The 15,779-nt window shown below is 38.5% G+C and carries 16 protein-coding genes and 1 pseudogene; 9 read left to right on the plus strand and 8 right to left on the minus strand.

The features are described 5' to 3' along the window. A partial coding sequence (locus AC33VI_RS10600; RefSeq protein ID WP_491782232.1) for a HAMP domain-containing protein occupies positions 1–890 on the minus strand: 890 nt, incomplete at its 3' end. A 109-nt stretch (positions 891–999) separates the two neighbouring features. On the opposite strand from AC33VI_RS10600, the gene AC33VI_RS10605 reads away from it, so the two are divergent. Then, positions 1,000–1,680 carry a tetratricopeptide repeat protein gene (locus AC33VI_RS10605; RefSeq protein ID WP_491782233.1) on the plus strand — a complete coding sequence of 227 codons (681 nt, stop codon included), beginning with the start codon at positions 1,000–1,002 and terminating at the stop codon, positions 1,678–1,680. 165 nt (positions 1,681–1,845) lie between these two features. Here AC33VI_RS10605 and AC33VI_RS10610 read toward each other — a convergent pair whose 3' ends face one another. From AC33VI_RS10610 to AC33VI_RS10625, 4 genes are all read right to left on the minus strand, one after another. Further along, a complete protein-coding gene (locus tag AC33VI_RS10610) occupies positions 1,846–3,390 on the minus strand; it encodes a polyamine aminopropyltransferase (protein WP_491782234.1) in 1,545 nt (514 codons plus the stop codon). Between the two features lie 246 nt (positions 3,391–3,636). Continuing rightward, positions 3,637–3,813 (minus strand): hypothetical protein, encoded by a 177-nt coding sequence (locus tag AC33VI_RS10615; protein ID WP_491782235.1) that lies wholly within the window; start codon positions 3,811–3,813, stop codon positions 3,637–3,639. Positions 3,814–3,817: 4 nt separating this feature from the next. Next, on the minus strand, positions 3,818–4,054 hold the full coding sequence (locus AC33VI_RS10620) for a hypothetical protein (RefSeq protein WP_491782236.1): 237 nt from the start codon (positions 4,052–4,054) through the stop codon (positions 3,818–3,820). 74 nt (positions 4,055–4,128) lie between these two features. Next, complete coding sequence (locus tag AC33VI_RS10625) at positions 4,129–5,121, minus strand: hypothetical protein (protein WP_491782237.1); 993 nt, start codon at positions 5,119–5,121, stop codon at positions 4,129–4,131. Between the two features lie 225 nt (positions 5,122–5,346). Here AC33VI_RS10625 and AC33VI_RS10630 point away from each other — a divergent pair, with 225 nt between their 5' ends. After that, the gene (locus AC33VI_RS10630) at positions 5,347–5,889 is read left to right on the plus strand and encodes an MOSC domain-containing protein (RefSeq protein ID WP_491782238.1); all 543 of its coding nucleotides are present in this window, start codon (positions 5,347–5,349) and stop codon (positions 5,887–5,889) included. Between the two features lie 326 nt (positions 5,890–6,215). Next, a complete protein-coding gene (locus tag AC33VI_RS10635) occupies positions 6,216–6,935 on the plus strand; it encodes a hypothetical protein (protein WP_491782239.1) in 720 nt (239 codons plus the stop codon). A gap of 94 nt (positions 6,936–7,029) precedes the next feature. On the opposite strand, the gene AC33VI_RS10640 is transcribed toward AC33VI_RS10635, so the two are convergent. Both AC33VI_RS10640 and AC33VI_RS10645 read right to left on the minus strand, forming a co-directional pair. Beyond that, on the minus strand, positions 7,030–7,506 hold the full coding sequence (locus tag AC33VI_RS10640) for an NUDIX hydrolase (RefSeq protein ID WP_491782240.1): 477 nt from the start codon (positions 7,504–7,506) through the stop codon (positions 7,030–7,032). 4 nt (positions 7,507–7,510) lie between these two features. Beyond that, positions 7,511–7,993 carry a GNAT family N-acetyltransferase gene (locus tag AC33VI_RS10645; RefSeq protein WP_491782241.1) on the minus strand — a complete coding sequence of 161 codons (483 nt, stop codon included), beginning with the start codon at positions 7,991–7,993 and terminating at the stop codon, positions 7,511–7,513. Positions 7,994–8,098: 105 nt separating this feature from the next. Here AC33VI_RS10645 and AC33VI_RS10650 point away from each other — a divergent pair. Next, positions 8,099–8,404, plus strand: a pseudogene (locus AC33VI_RS10650) (ADP-ribosylglycohydrolase family protein); the annotation flags it as partial. Positions 8,405–8,896: 492 nt separating this feature from the next. Further along, positions 8,897–9,793 (plus strand): CAP domain-containing protein, encoded by an 897-nt coding sequence (locus AC33VI_RS10655; RefSeq protein ID WP_491782242.1) that lies wholly within the window; start codon positions 8,897–8,899, stop codon positions 9,791–9,793. Here AC33VI_RS10655 and AC33VI_RS10660 read toward each other — a convergent pair whose 3' ends face one another. Next, positions 9,794–10,039, minus strand: a complete 246-nt coding sequence (locus AC33VI_RS10660; protein WP_491782243.1) for a winged helix-turn-helix domain-containing protein — start codon at positions 10,037–10,039, stop codon at positions 9,794–9,796. 366 nt (positions 10,040–10,405) lie between these two features. On the opposite strand from AC33VI_RS10660, the gene AC33VI_RS10665 reads away from it, so the two are divergent. The 4 genes from AC33VI_RS10665 to AC33VI_RS10680 form a co-directional block, all read left to right on the plus strand. Continuing rightward, the gene (locus AC33VI_RS10665) at positions 10,406–10,870 is read left to right on the plus strand and encodes a DNA phosphorothioation-associated protein 4 (protein ID WP_491782244.1); all 465 of its coding nucleotides are present in this window, start codon (positions 10,406–10,408) and stop codon (positions 10,868–10,870) included. A 486-nt stretch (positions 10,871–11,356) separates the two neighbouring features. Then, positions 11,357–11,995, plus strand: coding sequence for a helix-turn-helix domain-containing protein (locus AC33VI_RS10670; RefSeq protein ID WP_491782245.1), 639 nt, complete (start codon positions 11,357–11,359; stop codon positions 11,993–11,995). A gap of 62 nt (positions 11,996–12,057) precedes the next feature. After that, positions 12,058–15,135, plus strand: a complete 3,078-nt coding sequence (locus AC33VI_RS10675) for an ABC transporter transmembrane domain-containing protein (protein ID WP_491782246.1) — start codon at positions 12,058–12,060, stop codon at positions 15,133–15,135. Between the two features lie 101 nt (positions 15,136–15,236). After that, on the plus strand, positions 15,237–15,779 hold a 543-nt coding region (locus tag AC33VI_RS10680), incomplete at its 3' end, for a response regulator (RefSeq protein ID WP_491782247.1).

Consider the following 15,779-nt stretch of genomic DNA (forward strand, 5'->3'; position numbering starts at 1 on the left):
AACTCCTGCTGGCTCTCAAACGCCGACTGAAGGCGATCGAGCATAGCGTTAAAGGTGGCACTCAGTTCGGCAATTTCATTCTTTCCCCTAGCTGTAATGCGCTCTGACATATCAGTTTGACTAATTCTACGGGCGGTTTGCGTAACCTGACGTAGAGGTAACAATACTCGTCCAGCGGTACTCCAGGCGATCGCAAAAAAGAGAATCGAAACTACCGTAGCCACTTTAATTACTAAGATAACCGTTTCAGTTCCCGTTTGATAATCCACCCTTGCATCCCGCAGGGCGATCGCAATTGCTTTAGTACCATCTTTTTCTATAGGCTTAGCAACATAGTATATTGGAGCGTTATCGACAATCAATTCGCCGTTAGTCAAACTAGAAACCCGATTCCATTCTTCCAGTAAAGTAGAGTGTTGAGCGATCTCGTCTGGTAATGGTAAATAACCATGGTTAATTATCTGTCCTTGTACCAGTGCCAAGATATACTCGTTTCTGGGGGTAACATGGAGCGGTAAAATTTTTGTGACAATATCTTGTAGCTGTGCCGATTTATCGTTAGCTGCTTGTTTTTCCACCAAGCGATCGAATTTATTAACTTCTGCGACCAAAGCTTCTTGGGTTCGGCTTTTCAATACGTTACTGAAAATTTGATGGGTTACCACCACAGAAACCAACACAGTACAGGTAGTAAGCAGAAAGTACCAAGCAAGAATCCGAAAACGAACGCTAAAAAATATCCGCTGTTTGGCAGTTTTTAGCTTTGGGCTTGGCTCTGGTTGTTGAGAAGAAAAATCGGTTCTCATTGTTTTGGTCTGTTTGATTGTATTTGCCTTTGGTTTTAATCCTTCCGCTACGGCATTGTCTTGAAATAATCTAGATAATTTCAAGACTGGGTTAGAATATCTTCGCCAGCACGATTATCAACAGGCGTTACAAGAATTCACGAACATAAATGAGGGAGATAATCTAACGGGTGCAGTTTATAGCAATCGTTGTTTGATCGATCTTCAATTACAAAATAATATGGCTGCGGAAGCAGATTGTGCGATCGCGATTCAATACAATTCCCATAACCTAGAAGCCTATCTCAATCTAGGTTTAGCTGAATATCGCCAAGGAAAATACCAAAATGCGATCGCGAATTATCGAGAAGTAATTAAGAGAGACAAACAAGACTATCGCGCTTATTACAACCGAGGATTGGGATATTTCGCTTTAAAACAATACGATCGAGCGATCGCAGATTATCAAACCGCTTTAAAATATACAACCCCAGGAAATATAGAAGCAAAAAGCATCATTCACAACGATTTAGCTTTAGTTTATATGGTGATAAACAAAAGCCAACAAGCGATCGATAACTTCAGTAAAGCGATCGCACTAGACCAAGACAATTACAGTGCTTACTACAATCGAGGCTGTGCTTATCACCAACAAGGAAAATACCAAATAGCCATTCAAGATCTTTCCCAAGCAGTTATGCTCAAACCCGATTTTACTCAAGCATACCTACACCGAGGCATCATTAACCATCAAATCGGCGCAACCAAAAACGCCTTTAACGATCTAACTCTAGCTTTAGAACAATACCAAGATCGAGACGATCGAGAACAATTCAAGGCAGTCTTAAATCTCAAACAACAACTCTTCTACAATCAACGGAGTAAAGTCGTCTAATACTAAAAAAAAATTCTTCTTTTGCGCCTTTGCGAGAAACAAAATCAAATAATATTAAGTCAAGGAGAAATGGTATGACTACATACACACTACTCAAACTGATAATGAATCCAACGGCGATCGCTTTGATATAGTTTTAGCACCATCCCTTATCCTTCATTCCTTCTAGTAGTGAATCCAACGGCGATCGCTTTGATAGCGAACAATTACAGGATGATTGAGACGGTTGATTGCCACCTTTTGCAATTCAATATCGGCTGGCAAATCAAATAAAGTAGGAAGTAAAGAGGGAGTTAGAAAACGAGTCGAGATGGGTAAAGATAAACTATTCGGATCGATCGCATTTCTGGAAGCCATCACAAAACCCCAAGATCCAAAACTGGGTACGTTGGTTAGATAAGGAGAAGATTTCAAGCCGACAGATTCTAGAGTGAGTTTAATACAGCTAATTACTTTAGGGGCAAAAAAAGGACTAGATGCTTGGGTGACAAATACCCCGTCGTCTTTTAATTGAGATAAGAGACGGAGATAAAAACCGCGAGAATATAGCTTGGCGAGAATCTTGCGATCTGGATCGGGAAAGTCGGCAATAATCACATCAAATTGTTCTGGGAGGGTGGCTACCTTACTAAAGGCATCCCCATAAATAACTTCGACTCTCGGATCGGCAAAAGGATTTTGATTGGCTTTCAATAACCGAGGATGTTTGCTGGCTAAGTTCACTACCGCAGGATCTAACTCCAGCAAAACAACCTTTTCCACTTCAGACCATTTTAGAATCTCTCGCAAAGCCATCCCATCCCCCGCACCCATGAGGAGGATATTCTTACGATTAATATTAGCACTCATAGCGGGGTGAATTAGAGCCTCGTGATAACGATACTCGTCAAAGGTCGATAACTGCAAATCCCCGTCTAAAAACAGTCTTAAATCGTCGCTCCTGCGAGTTAAAACAATCCGTTGATATTGAGACTGTTGGCGATAAATTACTGGGGCTTGATATAAATTATTTTCCAGACGGTTAGTAAAGGGAATAGAAATAGGCGCGATCGCAATTAAAGCCATCGCCATACCCAACCCCACATATTTCCAAGACTTGAGTTGTTTAAAAAAAGTACCCAAGAAAAATACCATCACTGCGGGTAAAGCACCCAAAATAAACCCCGTAGGAAACAAACCGAGAAATGGCAACAACAACAAAGGAAAGGCGATCGAACCAAATAACGCCCCCAGGTAATCCAAAGCCAAAACACCAGCCAAAGCATCCTTAAGATCCGAATCCATTTCCAACACCCTGGTTAACAAAGGCACTTCCAAACCCGCCAAAATACCCAAAATAGTCGTAGCCAGACATAAACCCAACCACAGACTGCGATCATAAACAAATAGAGCGAATAAACCCAAAGGAAGCAAAGCCGTCAAGGGTGCGATCGCCAGTTCTACTTTCACAAACGCATTTAATAAATCCTGCTGCAAAAAATCGCTATCCTCATTCCTAGCAATAAACTTACTCAAATAAGAACCAATTCCCATCGCAGCCAAAAACCCGCCTACTGCTACCCCATAAGCCAAAGCCTGATTCCCCACCAAGTAACTAGCCAAAGTACCCAACAGCAACTCCACCGCTAATCCACAGCTAGAAGATACCGCAGCACTCAGCAGCAATAACTGTTGTTGTCTTTTACTAATTAAAATTTTCGTTGTTGGCATTCGTTACTTTAGCTAATTACACCCTCATACTTACTGGTTATTTTAAAAAACAATAGCTTTACCCTAAAGTCATCAAATTGATCTGAGAAATCATAGTAATAGCTATCTTCCATTGGATGTTCAGCAACCCAGAAATTCCGATTGGGACACAAAAGACGACCCAAATCTAGATCGAATTTAGTTCTATATGGTGCATTCAGTTCCCTATATTCTGAAATAAGCATATCGATCGCATTAAGATCTTCTTCAACTATTTTCCCAAGAACGCTTTTGCCTTTCTGCTTCGCTTACAGGTGTTTTTCGTCCTGCTTGTTGAAATTCTTCTGGTACGTCAAGCAAAGGGAAATTTTGTTTTACATTAATCACTACTGGTTCGTTATAGAACATCTTATTTGCCTCCCAGTCACCCAGTCTCCCAGTCACCCCGTCACTTCCCTGCACCCAAACCGCCACCGCGAAATTCGGGATATTCAGCACGAGAAGGAGATGCTTGCCAATAGCCACCATAATAAACCCCAGAGAATCTCGTACCCCTGCGACTGACGTAATTAGAGTTAGGCTGATTCTCCTGACGTAGCCGAAAAGCTGAAGGATAGTTAATTGCCGAATTAATAGAAATAGCTGCGATCGCAACTGAACCAATTGTATAAATTTTACTCAACATAGTTTTTTTAACCTATAACCTATAACGGTTTGAGAAAGACCAATAACTAATAACTAATAACTAATAACTAATTACTAATAACTAATTGTTACGACTTCTGTTTCCCCTACTGTTTTACATCTCTGTCTGACTTCCAAATGCGTCCAATCCACAGGACGATCGGGGGTAACATTTACCTGAAAGCCATAGGAATCATAGGGTTCGAGAACAAAAAACAATTTCAAATTAGCCGTTCCACTGACTTCATCGTTTTTTCTAACCACCATGACGCGAACGTTGTAGGTATTGTTGAAAACCCGTTCTCCGTAGGAGTTATTAATAGCTAGATTGACATTAATATTGCGCGGAGTATGTTCGTCTAACTTCGTTTTAATCTTTACCCGAACTAGATTATCCGCACCTCCTACCTTTCCTCTACCAAAAGGATCGCTATCTTTAATTCGTTTACTAACTATCTTTTTACCGCTAGCTTGAGTAGCACCTAAAGCACAGATAGCTAAAATACCACTACATATACCACCCCAAGCTAAAACGCCCCTTTCGATGACGTTATTTTGAATTTTGATTCTAAATGATACGGGTGAGGGGGTATTTATTTCGGTTTGATTTCTTTCTAATAAAGCGATCGCCACATCGATTTTCTCGGCATGAGGCAAACGCAAATCTATTCCCCCCTGAAGATCCGACTCTCGCCAAGTACCAGACTCTCCATCTTCATACCAAGTACCCGATTCCTTCCAGTCTTCATCGATCGCCGAAGCAACAATCTTACCCTGCTTGTCGATCAGCTGAATCTCATACACAATCCAGTCATTGAGCGATCGCGAATTGCCGAAAGAAGATGTAACATCAATTCGCAAAGCACCAATCTTGGAAGGGGGAAGATCTATTTCGCCTACTTTAACCACTTCCTCTTCTTCAACTTGAACTATTGTATTCAGTAAAGTTTTGGCTGGGGGAAGACCAAAAATACTTGCTAATAATAAAGCAATGGAAATTAATCCAGGAAAGTAAACCCAAAGATCTGCAAAGCGTTTGGTTTTGGCTGTGGAAACATTAACCGTCATAAATCACTGTCTTACAATTGCTATCCCCTATGCTAAGAGATTTAAAAGTTTTTCGTAACTGCGATCGTCTTCTCTACATAATCGATCGCATTACTTAAATCCAGTTTTACAAGCTAATGTATCATAAGTTTAAAATTGACACATTAACTAACTAGCTTGTATGACGTAAGATTGTAATCGCGATCGCTAAAAGCCAACTAGTAAATAACCACAATATTGCTAAACATGACTGGAACAATAATCGCTTTGAGCATCAGTTCGACTCATTCCTTTAGTAAAACCAATCGAAACAGCATCGAATTGATTGCAGGTATTGGTATCAAAGGAGATGCCCATGCTGGGGAAAAAGTGAAACATCGATCGCGGGTAGCTAGAGATCCGAGTCAACCAAATTTGAGACAGGTGCATTTAATCCATTCCGAATTACACCAAGAATTAAAGGAAAAAGGCTTTAATGTTTCTCCTGGGGATATGGGAGAAAATATTACCACCCAAGGTATCGATATACTAAGTTTACCTACCGATACCCTTTTACACTTAGGAGACAAAGCAGTAGTTAAGGTAACGGGATTGCGGAATCCTTGCGCCCAATTAAACGCCTTTCAGCCTGGTTTGATGTCTGCGGTATTAGATAAGGATAAAGAAGGTAATCTCATCCGTAAAGCAGGGGTAATGAGTATAGTTATGGCTGGTGGAATAGTTCGGACAGGCGATCGCATTACCATCGAATTTCCTGCCAAACCTTATCGGCAATTAGAAAGAGTTTAATGTGTCATAAGTTTAAATTTAACACACAATAAATTATACAATATCAAATAGACAACCAAATTAATATTGTTTACAACCCCCAAAATCTCTGCGGTAACAAAATAGAAACAGGTGAAATGAGAATCGTAAATATTTGACCATCATGCCTTATTTAGTAAGTCGCGATCGCAATAATTCTGAAGATAAAACAAATCAAGATAATGAGAGGGTTTATAGTAGGCGTGGTAGTTGTTCGATAAACCCATAGCGACCTTTATTGCATATTAGAGGAGAACGATCCTTATCTAATATTTATTGACTTAGTCCATCTATTAAAAATATTACTGATGAGAAAAACAATTTTGACAGCTATGAGTGTTGCTGTAGCGTTTTTTCCTCTGGCTGCTTTATCTCAAGATACTCAGACTCAAGATGTATCGAAAAATTCTGTTCAAGAGAACTATACGGGATTTGCAATTGAAGATGAAGACAAAGTATTTCAGCCAGTAGATAAATTAACCTTTATCCAATGTTTTTATTCCCCAAGTAGAAATAGCCACAAAGTAGTATTTCTTTCAGATGATATTCCTAGTGCAAAGGATAGAAGAGTAATAATTACCAACGTTACTAATGGAGAACAAAATATCGATTCCTTGTCTTATAGCGATTTGAAATACGAAGAGGATCGAATTTCTGAAGAATTGGAACTTCAAGTAGAAACAGAAAATGACGATCGCAAGCTAGCAGTTACAGCAGGTCAAAATCGTTTCAAGTACGAAATTGTAGATATTCAAGAAGAGAACGGTCAAGAATTAGAAGTAATCAGAGATACGGGATATTTTTCTGCAACCATTAATAAGCCCCCAACATATTCATTTTGTGAAAATAATATTAAAAAGCCTCCGACACCAGATTTTTATTACAATCCTCACTCAACAGAAAGCCTCGAAGATCGAGTAAGAAATAGCGACGGATACAAAGACGCGATCGAACGTAATCATAGTGTTCCCGATCTAAATTTTCCCGAGCCTCCTAAGATAGATATTCCCAATCGCTCGAATTTTTAAACGTTTCTGAGAGATACCAATGATAAAAGGCGATCGCAATGAAAATAATTCCAAAAGTACAGGCGATCGCTTTAAATAATGAAGTCAATCCACATCAAGCGTTTTGAATAATATGCTCTACTGAAGTTGGTAAATTATTTAAAGACTCCTGAAGAAAAGAAGGTAGTAGAGGAAGCTTTTTTAAGATATTAGAATCGATGGGAAACCATTGAAACTCCAAGCAAATATCTCGTTCAATACCTGGGAAAGATGAGTCTTTAGTTAGGTATGGCGATTGCTCTGTAAATTGCATCAAATAATAAAAAGCAATCTCATGATATTGTTGGTTGTTATATTCAAAGAAATTCTCTACTAGCCATAGCAAACGAAGGATCTCTACATCGGCGTTTAATTCCTCTTTTAGCTCTCTTACTAGAGCTTCTTGACTTATTTCTCCTAACTCCACTCTTCCTCCTGGAAAAGTCCAAAAATTATCGGTATTCAAACGATGCAATAAAACCCGATTATTGGCGATCGCAATACCAGCCACGCGAAAGTTAAATCTGCGATCGCCCTGAGTAAAAGTAATCATAGATTTACAGAGGTTTTTCCAGAAAAATAGCGTTACCAAAGTTTGGATCTAATTCATAACCAACAAAGCCAAACTTAGCATAGGCATTTCTGGCAGGGGTGTTATTTTCTAAAACCTCTAGAGTGATTTTGCAAGCATCCTTTTCCCTAGCAATTTGTTCTACTTTTTCTAACATCAATTGGCTAATTCCCTGCTTTCTGTATTCTTTCAGTAATGCTAAATCGTGAATGTTGACTACTGGTTTGCACTTGAAGGTAGAAAAAACAGTAAAACAATTAATCAAACCTGCGGGTTTACCATCCACATAAGCCACAATCGAAAAAGCAAACGGAAGTTTGGCTAATTCTGCAATCAGATTTTCCTTAACATAGCGATCGAGTGCTTTACCTCCTCCTGCTGGATCGCAAGCATAGCCATCGAGTAAAAAGACAATATCTTCAGCTTGTTGTTTATTCTTATAGTCTGCGATCGCAATCTCAATTTTCATAAGTTACTTTTGTTTCAATATTTTAATTTTGACACTATAAATTATCTCGATTTTGATTTTTGTATTTTTTGATAAATGCAGAAGACTTTAATATAGATAGACGTTTACGATCTCGACTTTTCTCTTGACGAAATTAGACCCAGCTATCAGTTTAATCTCGATGGTATATCTTGCCAGGGTTCTGTTCCTCAAGCGATTGTAGCTTTTTGAGAATCTACAGATTTTGAAGATGCTATCCGAAATGCGATCTCTATTGGCGGCGATAGCGATACCATTGCTTGCATGACTGGAGGTATCGCTCAAGCTTTTTACGGTGGCGTACCCGATGCGATCGCGCGATCTGCTTTGAATAAGATAGACGAACCTTTACGCCTGGTTGTTGAAGAATTTGCAAGTAAGTATTGTATTTAGTATTTTGTTCCAACTATTTAGTTTTGACACGATAATGCGATCGCAAATGGAACTAATAAGTCTATGTTCTTGAGTTTACAAAAATTTTTACTTTAAAGCGAAGTAGTAGCGTGGGCAATGCCCACACTACCATACTCCCTGTGATATCAAAGCTGAAAACTACTTCAATATTGTCCATAGTAATTATTTATAACTAACTCTCTCAATTATTTTCATTCGTAGTATGTAACACAAAATATTTATTTTGTTGTAATTAAAAACACTACATTGCGGTATTCACGATCGCAACTAAGAGGTTTGTAAAAACTTTATAAATAAGAAAGTCAGATAAATCAAGAATAAGTAAAGTACAAAATATTCTAAAAGATTGAATTGTTTTTCGCTTTTAAATAGATATTTTTTCATCATACTTTAACATTCTCGATTGAAACTTTCAGTATATTTCTGGATAACTTTAACAGTTGAATTAAATATCGAATTATATTATTGAAAATGTCTTTACAAATTACCAACCAGGTCTTAAAACTCACCAATCAAGAAAGAATCAAAGCTGGTTTAGAACCTCTAAAACTAAATAATCAACTAGCCACAGCAGCAGAAAAACACAGCGATAGTATGGCAGAAGATGACTTTTTTAGTCATACAGGAAAAAATGGTTCTAATGTTGGCGATCGTGTTCGCGATAATGGATATCAATACTCAACTGTAGGTGAAAATATTGCTGCGGGATATGCTACTGCGGAGCAAGTAGTTCAAGGTTGGATGAATAGTCCTGGTCATCGTGCAAATATTTTGAATCCTAACTTTACAGAAATAGGTATAGGATATGAATTTCTCAAAAATGATACTGGTTCGGTTAATTACAACCATTATTGGACGCAAGTTTTTGGTAAATCATTAAATAATAATAGTGGCGATAATAATACCAGTACCAATCAATTTTTTGGCGATAAAAATAATAACAAAATTATAGGTAATAATGATGCCAACAAGATTAAAGGAAGAGCTGGCAAAGACTATTTAGAAGGAAAAGGCGGTAACGATATTCTTGTAGGAGGAACTGGTGCGGATACCTTATTGGGTGGCGCGGGTAATGATAAATTATTCGCTGGTGCAGATGACGATCTTTTGGATGGTGCGTCTGGTTCAAACATATTAACAGGGGGCAGTGGTTCTGATACCTTTGTTTTAAGCGATCGAGGATTCAATAAAATACGCGATTTTCAATTAGGTACAGATACAATAGGATTAGCCGATAACCTAACCTTTGATAACATCGAAATTAGCGGGAATAATAATAGTTTTTTGTTCTATGAAAGTCAAAAGATTGCTGTTTTAGTCGGCATTAGTCCCGATAGTTTGACAGCAGAAAACTTTACCGATTTCTAATTATTTATCTCGAAACATTTCATAATAGGGAATATTCTTCTTGACGGCATAATCAGTTTTAGAAGAATAAAAATTCCCTTCTCGATCGTGAAAAGCCCAACTGGTAGGAAATTGGACGATCGCACCCAGGGTAAGAGGAACTCCCGATTCTTTCAAAGTCTTGATTCTTCGGTGCAGGGTGCTTCTCGATAAACCAGTTTCTTCCATTAGTTGGCGGTAAGTATATTTTTTTCCATCAATTAGCATGGGATTTCTACTCAGTAAAATGTGTCAAAATAAAAACTATGACACATTATAAAAATAATATCTAGGCTATTTTCAACTAGTGCGATCGCGATCGCATTTACCCCAGAAAATATATTTGATAGTAATACAATGTAGTTAACAGACCGAATAAAGTATTTTGTTTCATTAATTTAACTTTGACACAAAAAAGATAGTATTAAATTACTAATAAAACCTGAAAAGTAACCAAAAATCATTGTTTAAACCTAGAATTTTAAAAATCATCTTTAATTTCTCAAGTCTTTAAAAAACAGCATATCTACTCTTAACTTTTGACTATTTAGGAAATTAAGAGAAAGTAATAACAGTCACCCACTACCTAACAAAATGCCTCTACCCCGAATTAAAGTAGCCAAAGACAAAGCAGAATTAGTTAGAAAGCTACTGGATAGTAAAGGATCTACAGGAGCATTTCAAACCTATGCAGATATCATTGCTTTTGCAGCTAGTTTGGGAATAAAATACGGTAAACGAGTTCGACTGAATGAAATTTCTCAAAGCGAGCCAGCACCAATCAATTTAGAAATATTTATTTCGCGAGGATACGATCGCCTGATCGAATTAATTGCAGTAGTAGAAACTGAAGATATAAAAATATTGGCGACAGATGCAACTACAATAGCTAACAAAATTCAGATCTTTGAAGAATATGCCAATGGAGGGCTAGCCAATCTCGCTCTAGAATTGCGAGGTGCGGTAGATTATACTGAAAGATTGATTTTGATTCTCAATGCCGAAAGATATGCCCCCCAAACTAGTGAAGAAGAATTCGATTTGAGTCGATTTTTATAAACTTACGTTTTTTTCGAGAAAGCAACTAGAGAATAAAAAATATCTATAACAGTAAATCTTACTACAAAATACCGAGTGAAATCAGTATATAAGCTTAAATAAATGTATAAATTTTCTGATAATATTAACTTAGTTTACGAAAAAACACCTAGACTTCATCTCATCTTCATAATGGGTCATAGGTTTTTAAAAATTCAATAAAGATGCTTTTGCGCGCTCAGAAAGTTGCATAAAGCAAGGGTAAACTGCGTACATGGGGTATGAAAAGGCAACTATCAAGTTTGTCACAGAGAATAAAAAGTAACTTAATAAACTTAATAATGTTGAGGAGTCGCGATCGCAGCTTACTAGCAATTAGATGAGTAATTTATGCTTGCCAGACAATTCCTAGAGTATCAACTGCTTCGATCAATAAATTCTGAAATATTAATTCAGTTTTAGATTCTGTTGCAAACTAAGAAAATTGTTTGAGGAAATATTCATATCATGTATAGCCAACAATCTCAATTCAGTGACTTTCAATCCAGCTTTTCAACATCTCAAGAATATAGTGGAGAAGGGTTACTATCGCCATTTCAACAAAAACTATTAAAAGAGAAACTCAAAACCAAATTAAGACCAGAATACCGCCGAAGAATTGAAATAATGTTGATGGCAGATCGGGGTCACTCTCAAACTCAAATCTGTACTGCATTAAATTGTTCCCACGAGACTGCTAGATATTGGACTCATATCGCTCAATCAGGAGAAGCACACAAATGGAAAGATTTACCCATAGGCAGACCCAAAACAGTCAATGAAAAATATCTCAATCGCCTGCGCGACTTAGTAACCAGAAGTCCTCGGGATTTTGGCTATGCTTTTACACGTTGGACGGCTGGCTGGTTGAGCAAACACCTCGCCGAAGAATTGGGCATTGAAGTTAGCGAACGTCATGTCAATCGCTTGCTCAAACAAATGGGATTGTCAACTCGTAAAACTCCCCAGGAAGAAGAGCAAAGGGCGGAAACCAAAAATAGATTGTCAAGATTTGGTAAAGGCAATAAATCTAATATTGTAATTCGCAACCTTTCAGAAAAAAGACAACCGCCAACCATTAGCTTTAGCCCTTTTCATCTAATTTAATTTAACTCAATTTATTTTTTAATAAATAGGTCTCGATCGCTCTTTAGTACTGGCTTTAAATCATGTATGCAGATCCCAAAACTCAAGCAAACATTCAAAAACAAACGATCGCGCAGTTACAACAAACTTTAGGCAAATCTTTATCAGAATCAGAATTAGAACAATATTTACCCCAAATTCAACTAGTAGAACCCCCCACGGGGAAACAATTTTGGCGGTCTAGTCAGTCTACCCCAGGTATATATCTCATTTTGGCAGGGAAGGTCAGACTGTTTAATAGCGAAGGACAACTGCTAACCTCTCTAGACGAAGGTTCGTCTTTTGGCGAACTCACTCTATTTCCCGAAGAATCATTTCGCCCCTATGTTGCCAGGGCTTCCTTTAAAATACAATTAGCCTTTATCTCGGAAACTTTATTACAACAACTAATCAGCCGAGACTCCCAGTTAAGAGAACATTTAAAACAACAAGCCCTCTTTCAAGAATTGTTGCTTTTATGCCGTCAAACTCCAGAACTCAAAAGCATCTCGTTAGAAAAACTCAAACCAGTCATTCCTCTATTAGAAGCTCATCATTTTAATTCAGGTCAGCTAGTTTCTACTGCCCTCTCCGAAGATTATTTCTGGTTGATTAGAAGGGGAGAAATCGAAGATGAAGACGGAAACCGACTAACGGCGGGGAGTATTTACTTTCCTGGCTCTTCTCCAGTACGAAAATTTTGGCAGGTAAACCAAGCAGTAGAAATCTATACCCTTAGTTATGAAAATCGGGATGAGGGACAGCTATATTCTGCCGAATTAAACAAATATCAGGCAGTAGGAACGGTGGCAGCAGATCGTGCCATAATACCGATTGAGGTTCAACCAGTTCGAGCGAGCGATCTTCCTGTAGAAACCAGTTCGGAAAAATCAGCCCCGAAAAAAGAAACCAAAGACTATTTCCCTTCCCCCCAACAAAGAATTGGTCACCTTTGGGAGAAGATCGCCAAAAAATATCCCTACTACGCCCAACAAAGCGTTAGCGATTGCGGTGCAGCTTGTTTGTTAATGGTGGGGCAATATTATGGTAAACATTATAGTCTCAATCGCTTGCGAGATTTAGCTAATGTCAATCGTAATGGTTCTACCTTGAGGGGATTGGCTTATGCTGCGGAGACAATTGGTTTTATCACCAGACCGATTAAAGCCACCCTAGATCGTTTGGCAGAACAAAAACTTCCTGCGATCGCTCACTGGGAAAACAATCACTATATTGTAGTCTTTGAAATTAATAAAAAAGAGGTCATAGTTTCCGATCCTGGAATTGGTCCTAGAGTCTTAAGTCATCGGGAGTTTCAGGCGGGATGGACTGGCTATGCCATGTTACTCGAACCCACGGGCTGGCTGGATGAAGGTAAAGATTCCAAATTTCCCATTTGGCGGTTTATGGAGTTACTAAAACCCCATACGTTAGTGATGGGCGAAGTTTTATTAGCTTCGATCGCGATTCAGCTTTTTGGTTTAGTCACTCCTTTATTGACTCAGATCTTGTTAGATCGAGTAGTGGTGCAGCAAAGTAGCGTTACCCTGATGGCAGTGGGGACGGCGTTGCTGATTTTTGGTTTATTTCGGGTAGCTATTTCGGGATTGAGGCAATATCTCTTGGATCACGTTTCCCAAAAAGTAAACGTATCCTTAATTGTTGGTTTTGTACGACACAGTTTTAAATTACCTTTAAGCTTTTTTGAATCCCGTTATGTGGGGGATATCGTAGCGCGATTGCAAGAAAACCAAAAGATTCAGAAGTTTCTCACGGGGGAAGCACTATCAATCTTTTTGGATTTTTTGACCATCTTTATTTATGTCGGCTTGATGTTTTGGTATAGCTGGCAAATGGCATTGTTAGCTTTGGTAATTGTTCCTCCTTTCTTTATCTTGGCTTTAGTGGCAACTCCTTTCCTACAAAAAATCTCGCGGGATATCTTTACCGCTTCGGCAAAAGAACAAAGTTATGTCATTGAAGCCTTTTCGGGGATAGCTACCGTCAAATCTATGGCGATCGAAAATCGAGTACGCTGGCGTTGGGAAGAATATCTCAATAAAGCAGTTAAAAAAGGATTTAGCGGACAAATAGTCGGCAACAAAGTTCAGGTAATCAGTTCGACCATTCAAACCGTAGCTACTACTGCCGTATTGTGGTTTGGTGCTTGGCAAGTAATTCAACAACAGCTAACTGTCGGACAGTTAATTGCCTTTAATATGCTGTTGGGCAATGTGATTAGTCCCTTTCAACGTTTGGCGGTATTGTGGAATCAACTTCAAGAAGTAATTATTTCCATCGAACGGATTAACGACGTATTAGAAGCAGAACCAGAAGAGGATTGGCAAGTCCAAGCTAGACAGTCGTTACCTCCCATACAAGGTCGTATCAGCTTGCGAAATGTTAGTTTTCGCTATCATCCCGACGATAAAGCCAATGTGATTGAAAACTTTAGCGTTGAAATCGAACCAGGACAAACGATCGCTTTAGTAGGTCGCAGTGGTTCGGGAAAAAGTACCCTAGCGAAGCTAATTTTATCTTTATATTCCCCTACTGAGGGCAAGATATTCATTGACGGTCACGATTTAGCTAATATTTCCCATGCTTCTATGCGCCGTCAGATAGGAGTAGTCGATCAAGCTAACTTCTTATTTGGGGGAACAATTCGAGAAAACATCAGCGTCAAGCATCCCGATGCCAGCTTAGAAGAAATTAGAGAAGCTGCCGAACAAGCTGGTGCAGATGAATTTATTCAAAAACTGCCGTTAAAATACGACACCCTCGTTGGGGAAAGAGGTGGTTCTCTGTCTGGGGGTCAATGTCAAAGATTGGCGATCGCTCGCGCTCTTTTAGGCAATCCTCGTTTGTTGATTTTAGACGAAGCCACTAGTGCCTTGGACGCAGAATCGGAAAGAATCATTCAAAACAATCTTAATAACATTATTAAAGACCGCACGACGATTATTATCGCTCACCGTCTGTCTACCATTCGTCAAGCCGACCAAATTCTAGTTTTAGATAAAGGGATACTGGTCGAACAAGGTACTCACAACGAGTTGATGCAAAAACAAGGACATTACTTCTATCTCAATCACCAACAACTAGCCGTCTCTCAACTTTAAATAGGGCTTGGGGAGAGATCCAGTTATCCCTTCTGCAACCGACTTGTTAGCAAAATTAATTAGCAATAAATTGTACTGCTTACTTCTTACTTCATCGAACCATGTCACCCTCTAATCATAATTCCACTCTTACTTATGGCGATCCCAACCAAGATCGAATTAAAATTTTGATCGTAGATCGTCAAAATCTCAGTAGCGAACTACTAAAAAGTCAATTAAAATCAGAACCTAATATTAAAGTAATTGGTTCGGTACATACCGAAATAGCTACTTTTAAAGTAATTAAAAACTATTTACCTAATATTGTTATTATTGATTTCGACGTAGCAGAAATTAATGGTCTGGCTTTAGTCAAAAAAATCTCCGATAATTTCAGAGAAATTAAAACCCTAGTATTTAGTCATAAAAATAATTTCGGCAATATCAATCGAGCCTTGACTGTTGGGGCAAATGGCTTCTTAATTAAAAACTCTTCTGCCCAAGACGTAAAAACCGTAATCGAAAGCATTACCTTCGATCGCTCGGAAGATACCAAATTACAAATTCCCCTGCCGATCGATCCGCTAGAATTGGCTGAAACAACCCCGTACGGACGAGATCCTGATGACGATGATTATGAAAGCATCGAAGAGGTCAGACAATAT

This window comes from Waterburya sp. (assembly GCF_058530065.1).

Bases quoted from the DNA above. Each gene is read 5' to 3' on its own strand.
- AC33VI_RS10645 (WP_491782241.1), bottom strand. From the start codon at position 7,993: ATGAAAATTGAGATTGCGATCGCAGACTATAAGAATAAACAACAAGCT.
- AC33VI_RS10620 (WP_491782236.1), bottom strand. From the start codon at position 4,054: ATGTTGAGTAAAATTTATACAATTGGTTCAGTTGCGATCGCAGCTATT.
- AC33VI_RS10670 (WP_491782245.1), top strand. From the start codon at position 11,357: ATGTATAGCCAACAATCTCAATTCAGTGACTTTCAATCCAGCTTTTCA.
- AC33VI_RS10630 (WP_491782238.1), top strand. From the start codon at position 5,347: ATGACTGGAACAATAATCGCTTTGAGCATCAGTTCGACTCATTCCTTT.
- AC33VI_RS10655 (WP_491782242.1), top strand. From the start codon at position 8,897: ATGTCTTTACAAATTACCAACCAGGTCTTAAAACTCACCAATCAAGAA.
- AC33VI_RS10610 (WP_491782234.1), bottom strand. From the start codon at position 3,390: ATGCCAACAACGAAAATTTTAATTAGTAAAAGACAACAACAGTTATTG.
- AC33VI_RS10675 (WP_491782246.1), top strand. From the start codon at position 12,058: ATGTATGCAGATCCCAAAACTCAAGCAAACATTCAAAAACAAACGATC.
- AC33VI_RS10665 (WP_491782244.1), top strand. From the start codon at position 10,406: ATGCCTCTACCCCGAATTAAAGTAGCCAAAGACAAAGCAGAATTAGTT.
- AC33VI_RS10635 (WP_491782239.1), top strand. From the start codon at position 6,216: ATGAGAAAAACAATTTTGACAGCTATGAGTGTTGCTGTAGCGTTTTTT.
- AC33VI_RS10625 (WP_491782237.1), bottom strand. From the start codon at position 5,121: ATGACGGTTAATGTTTCCACAGCCAAAACCAAACGCTTTGCAGATCTT.
- AC33VI_RS10640 (WP_491782240.1), bottom strand. From the start codon at position 7,506: ATGATTACTTTTACTCAGGGCGATCGCAGATTTAACTTTCGCGTGGCT.
- AC33VI_RS10660 (WP_491782243.1), bottom strand. From the start codon at position 10,039: ATGCTAATTGATGGAAAAAAATATACTTACCGCCAACTAATGGAAGAA.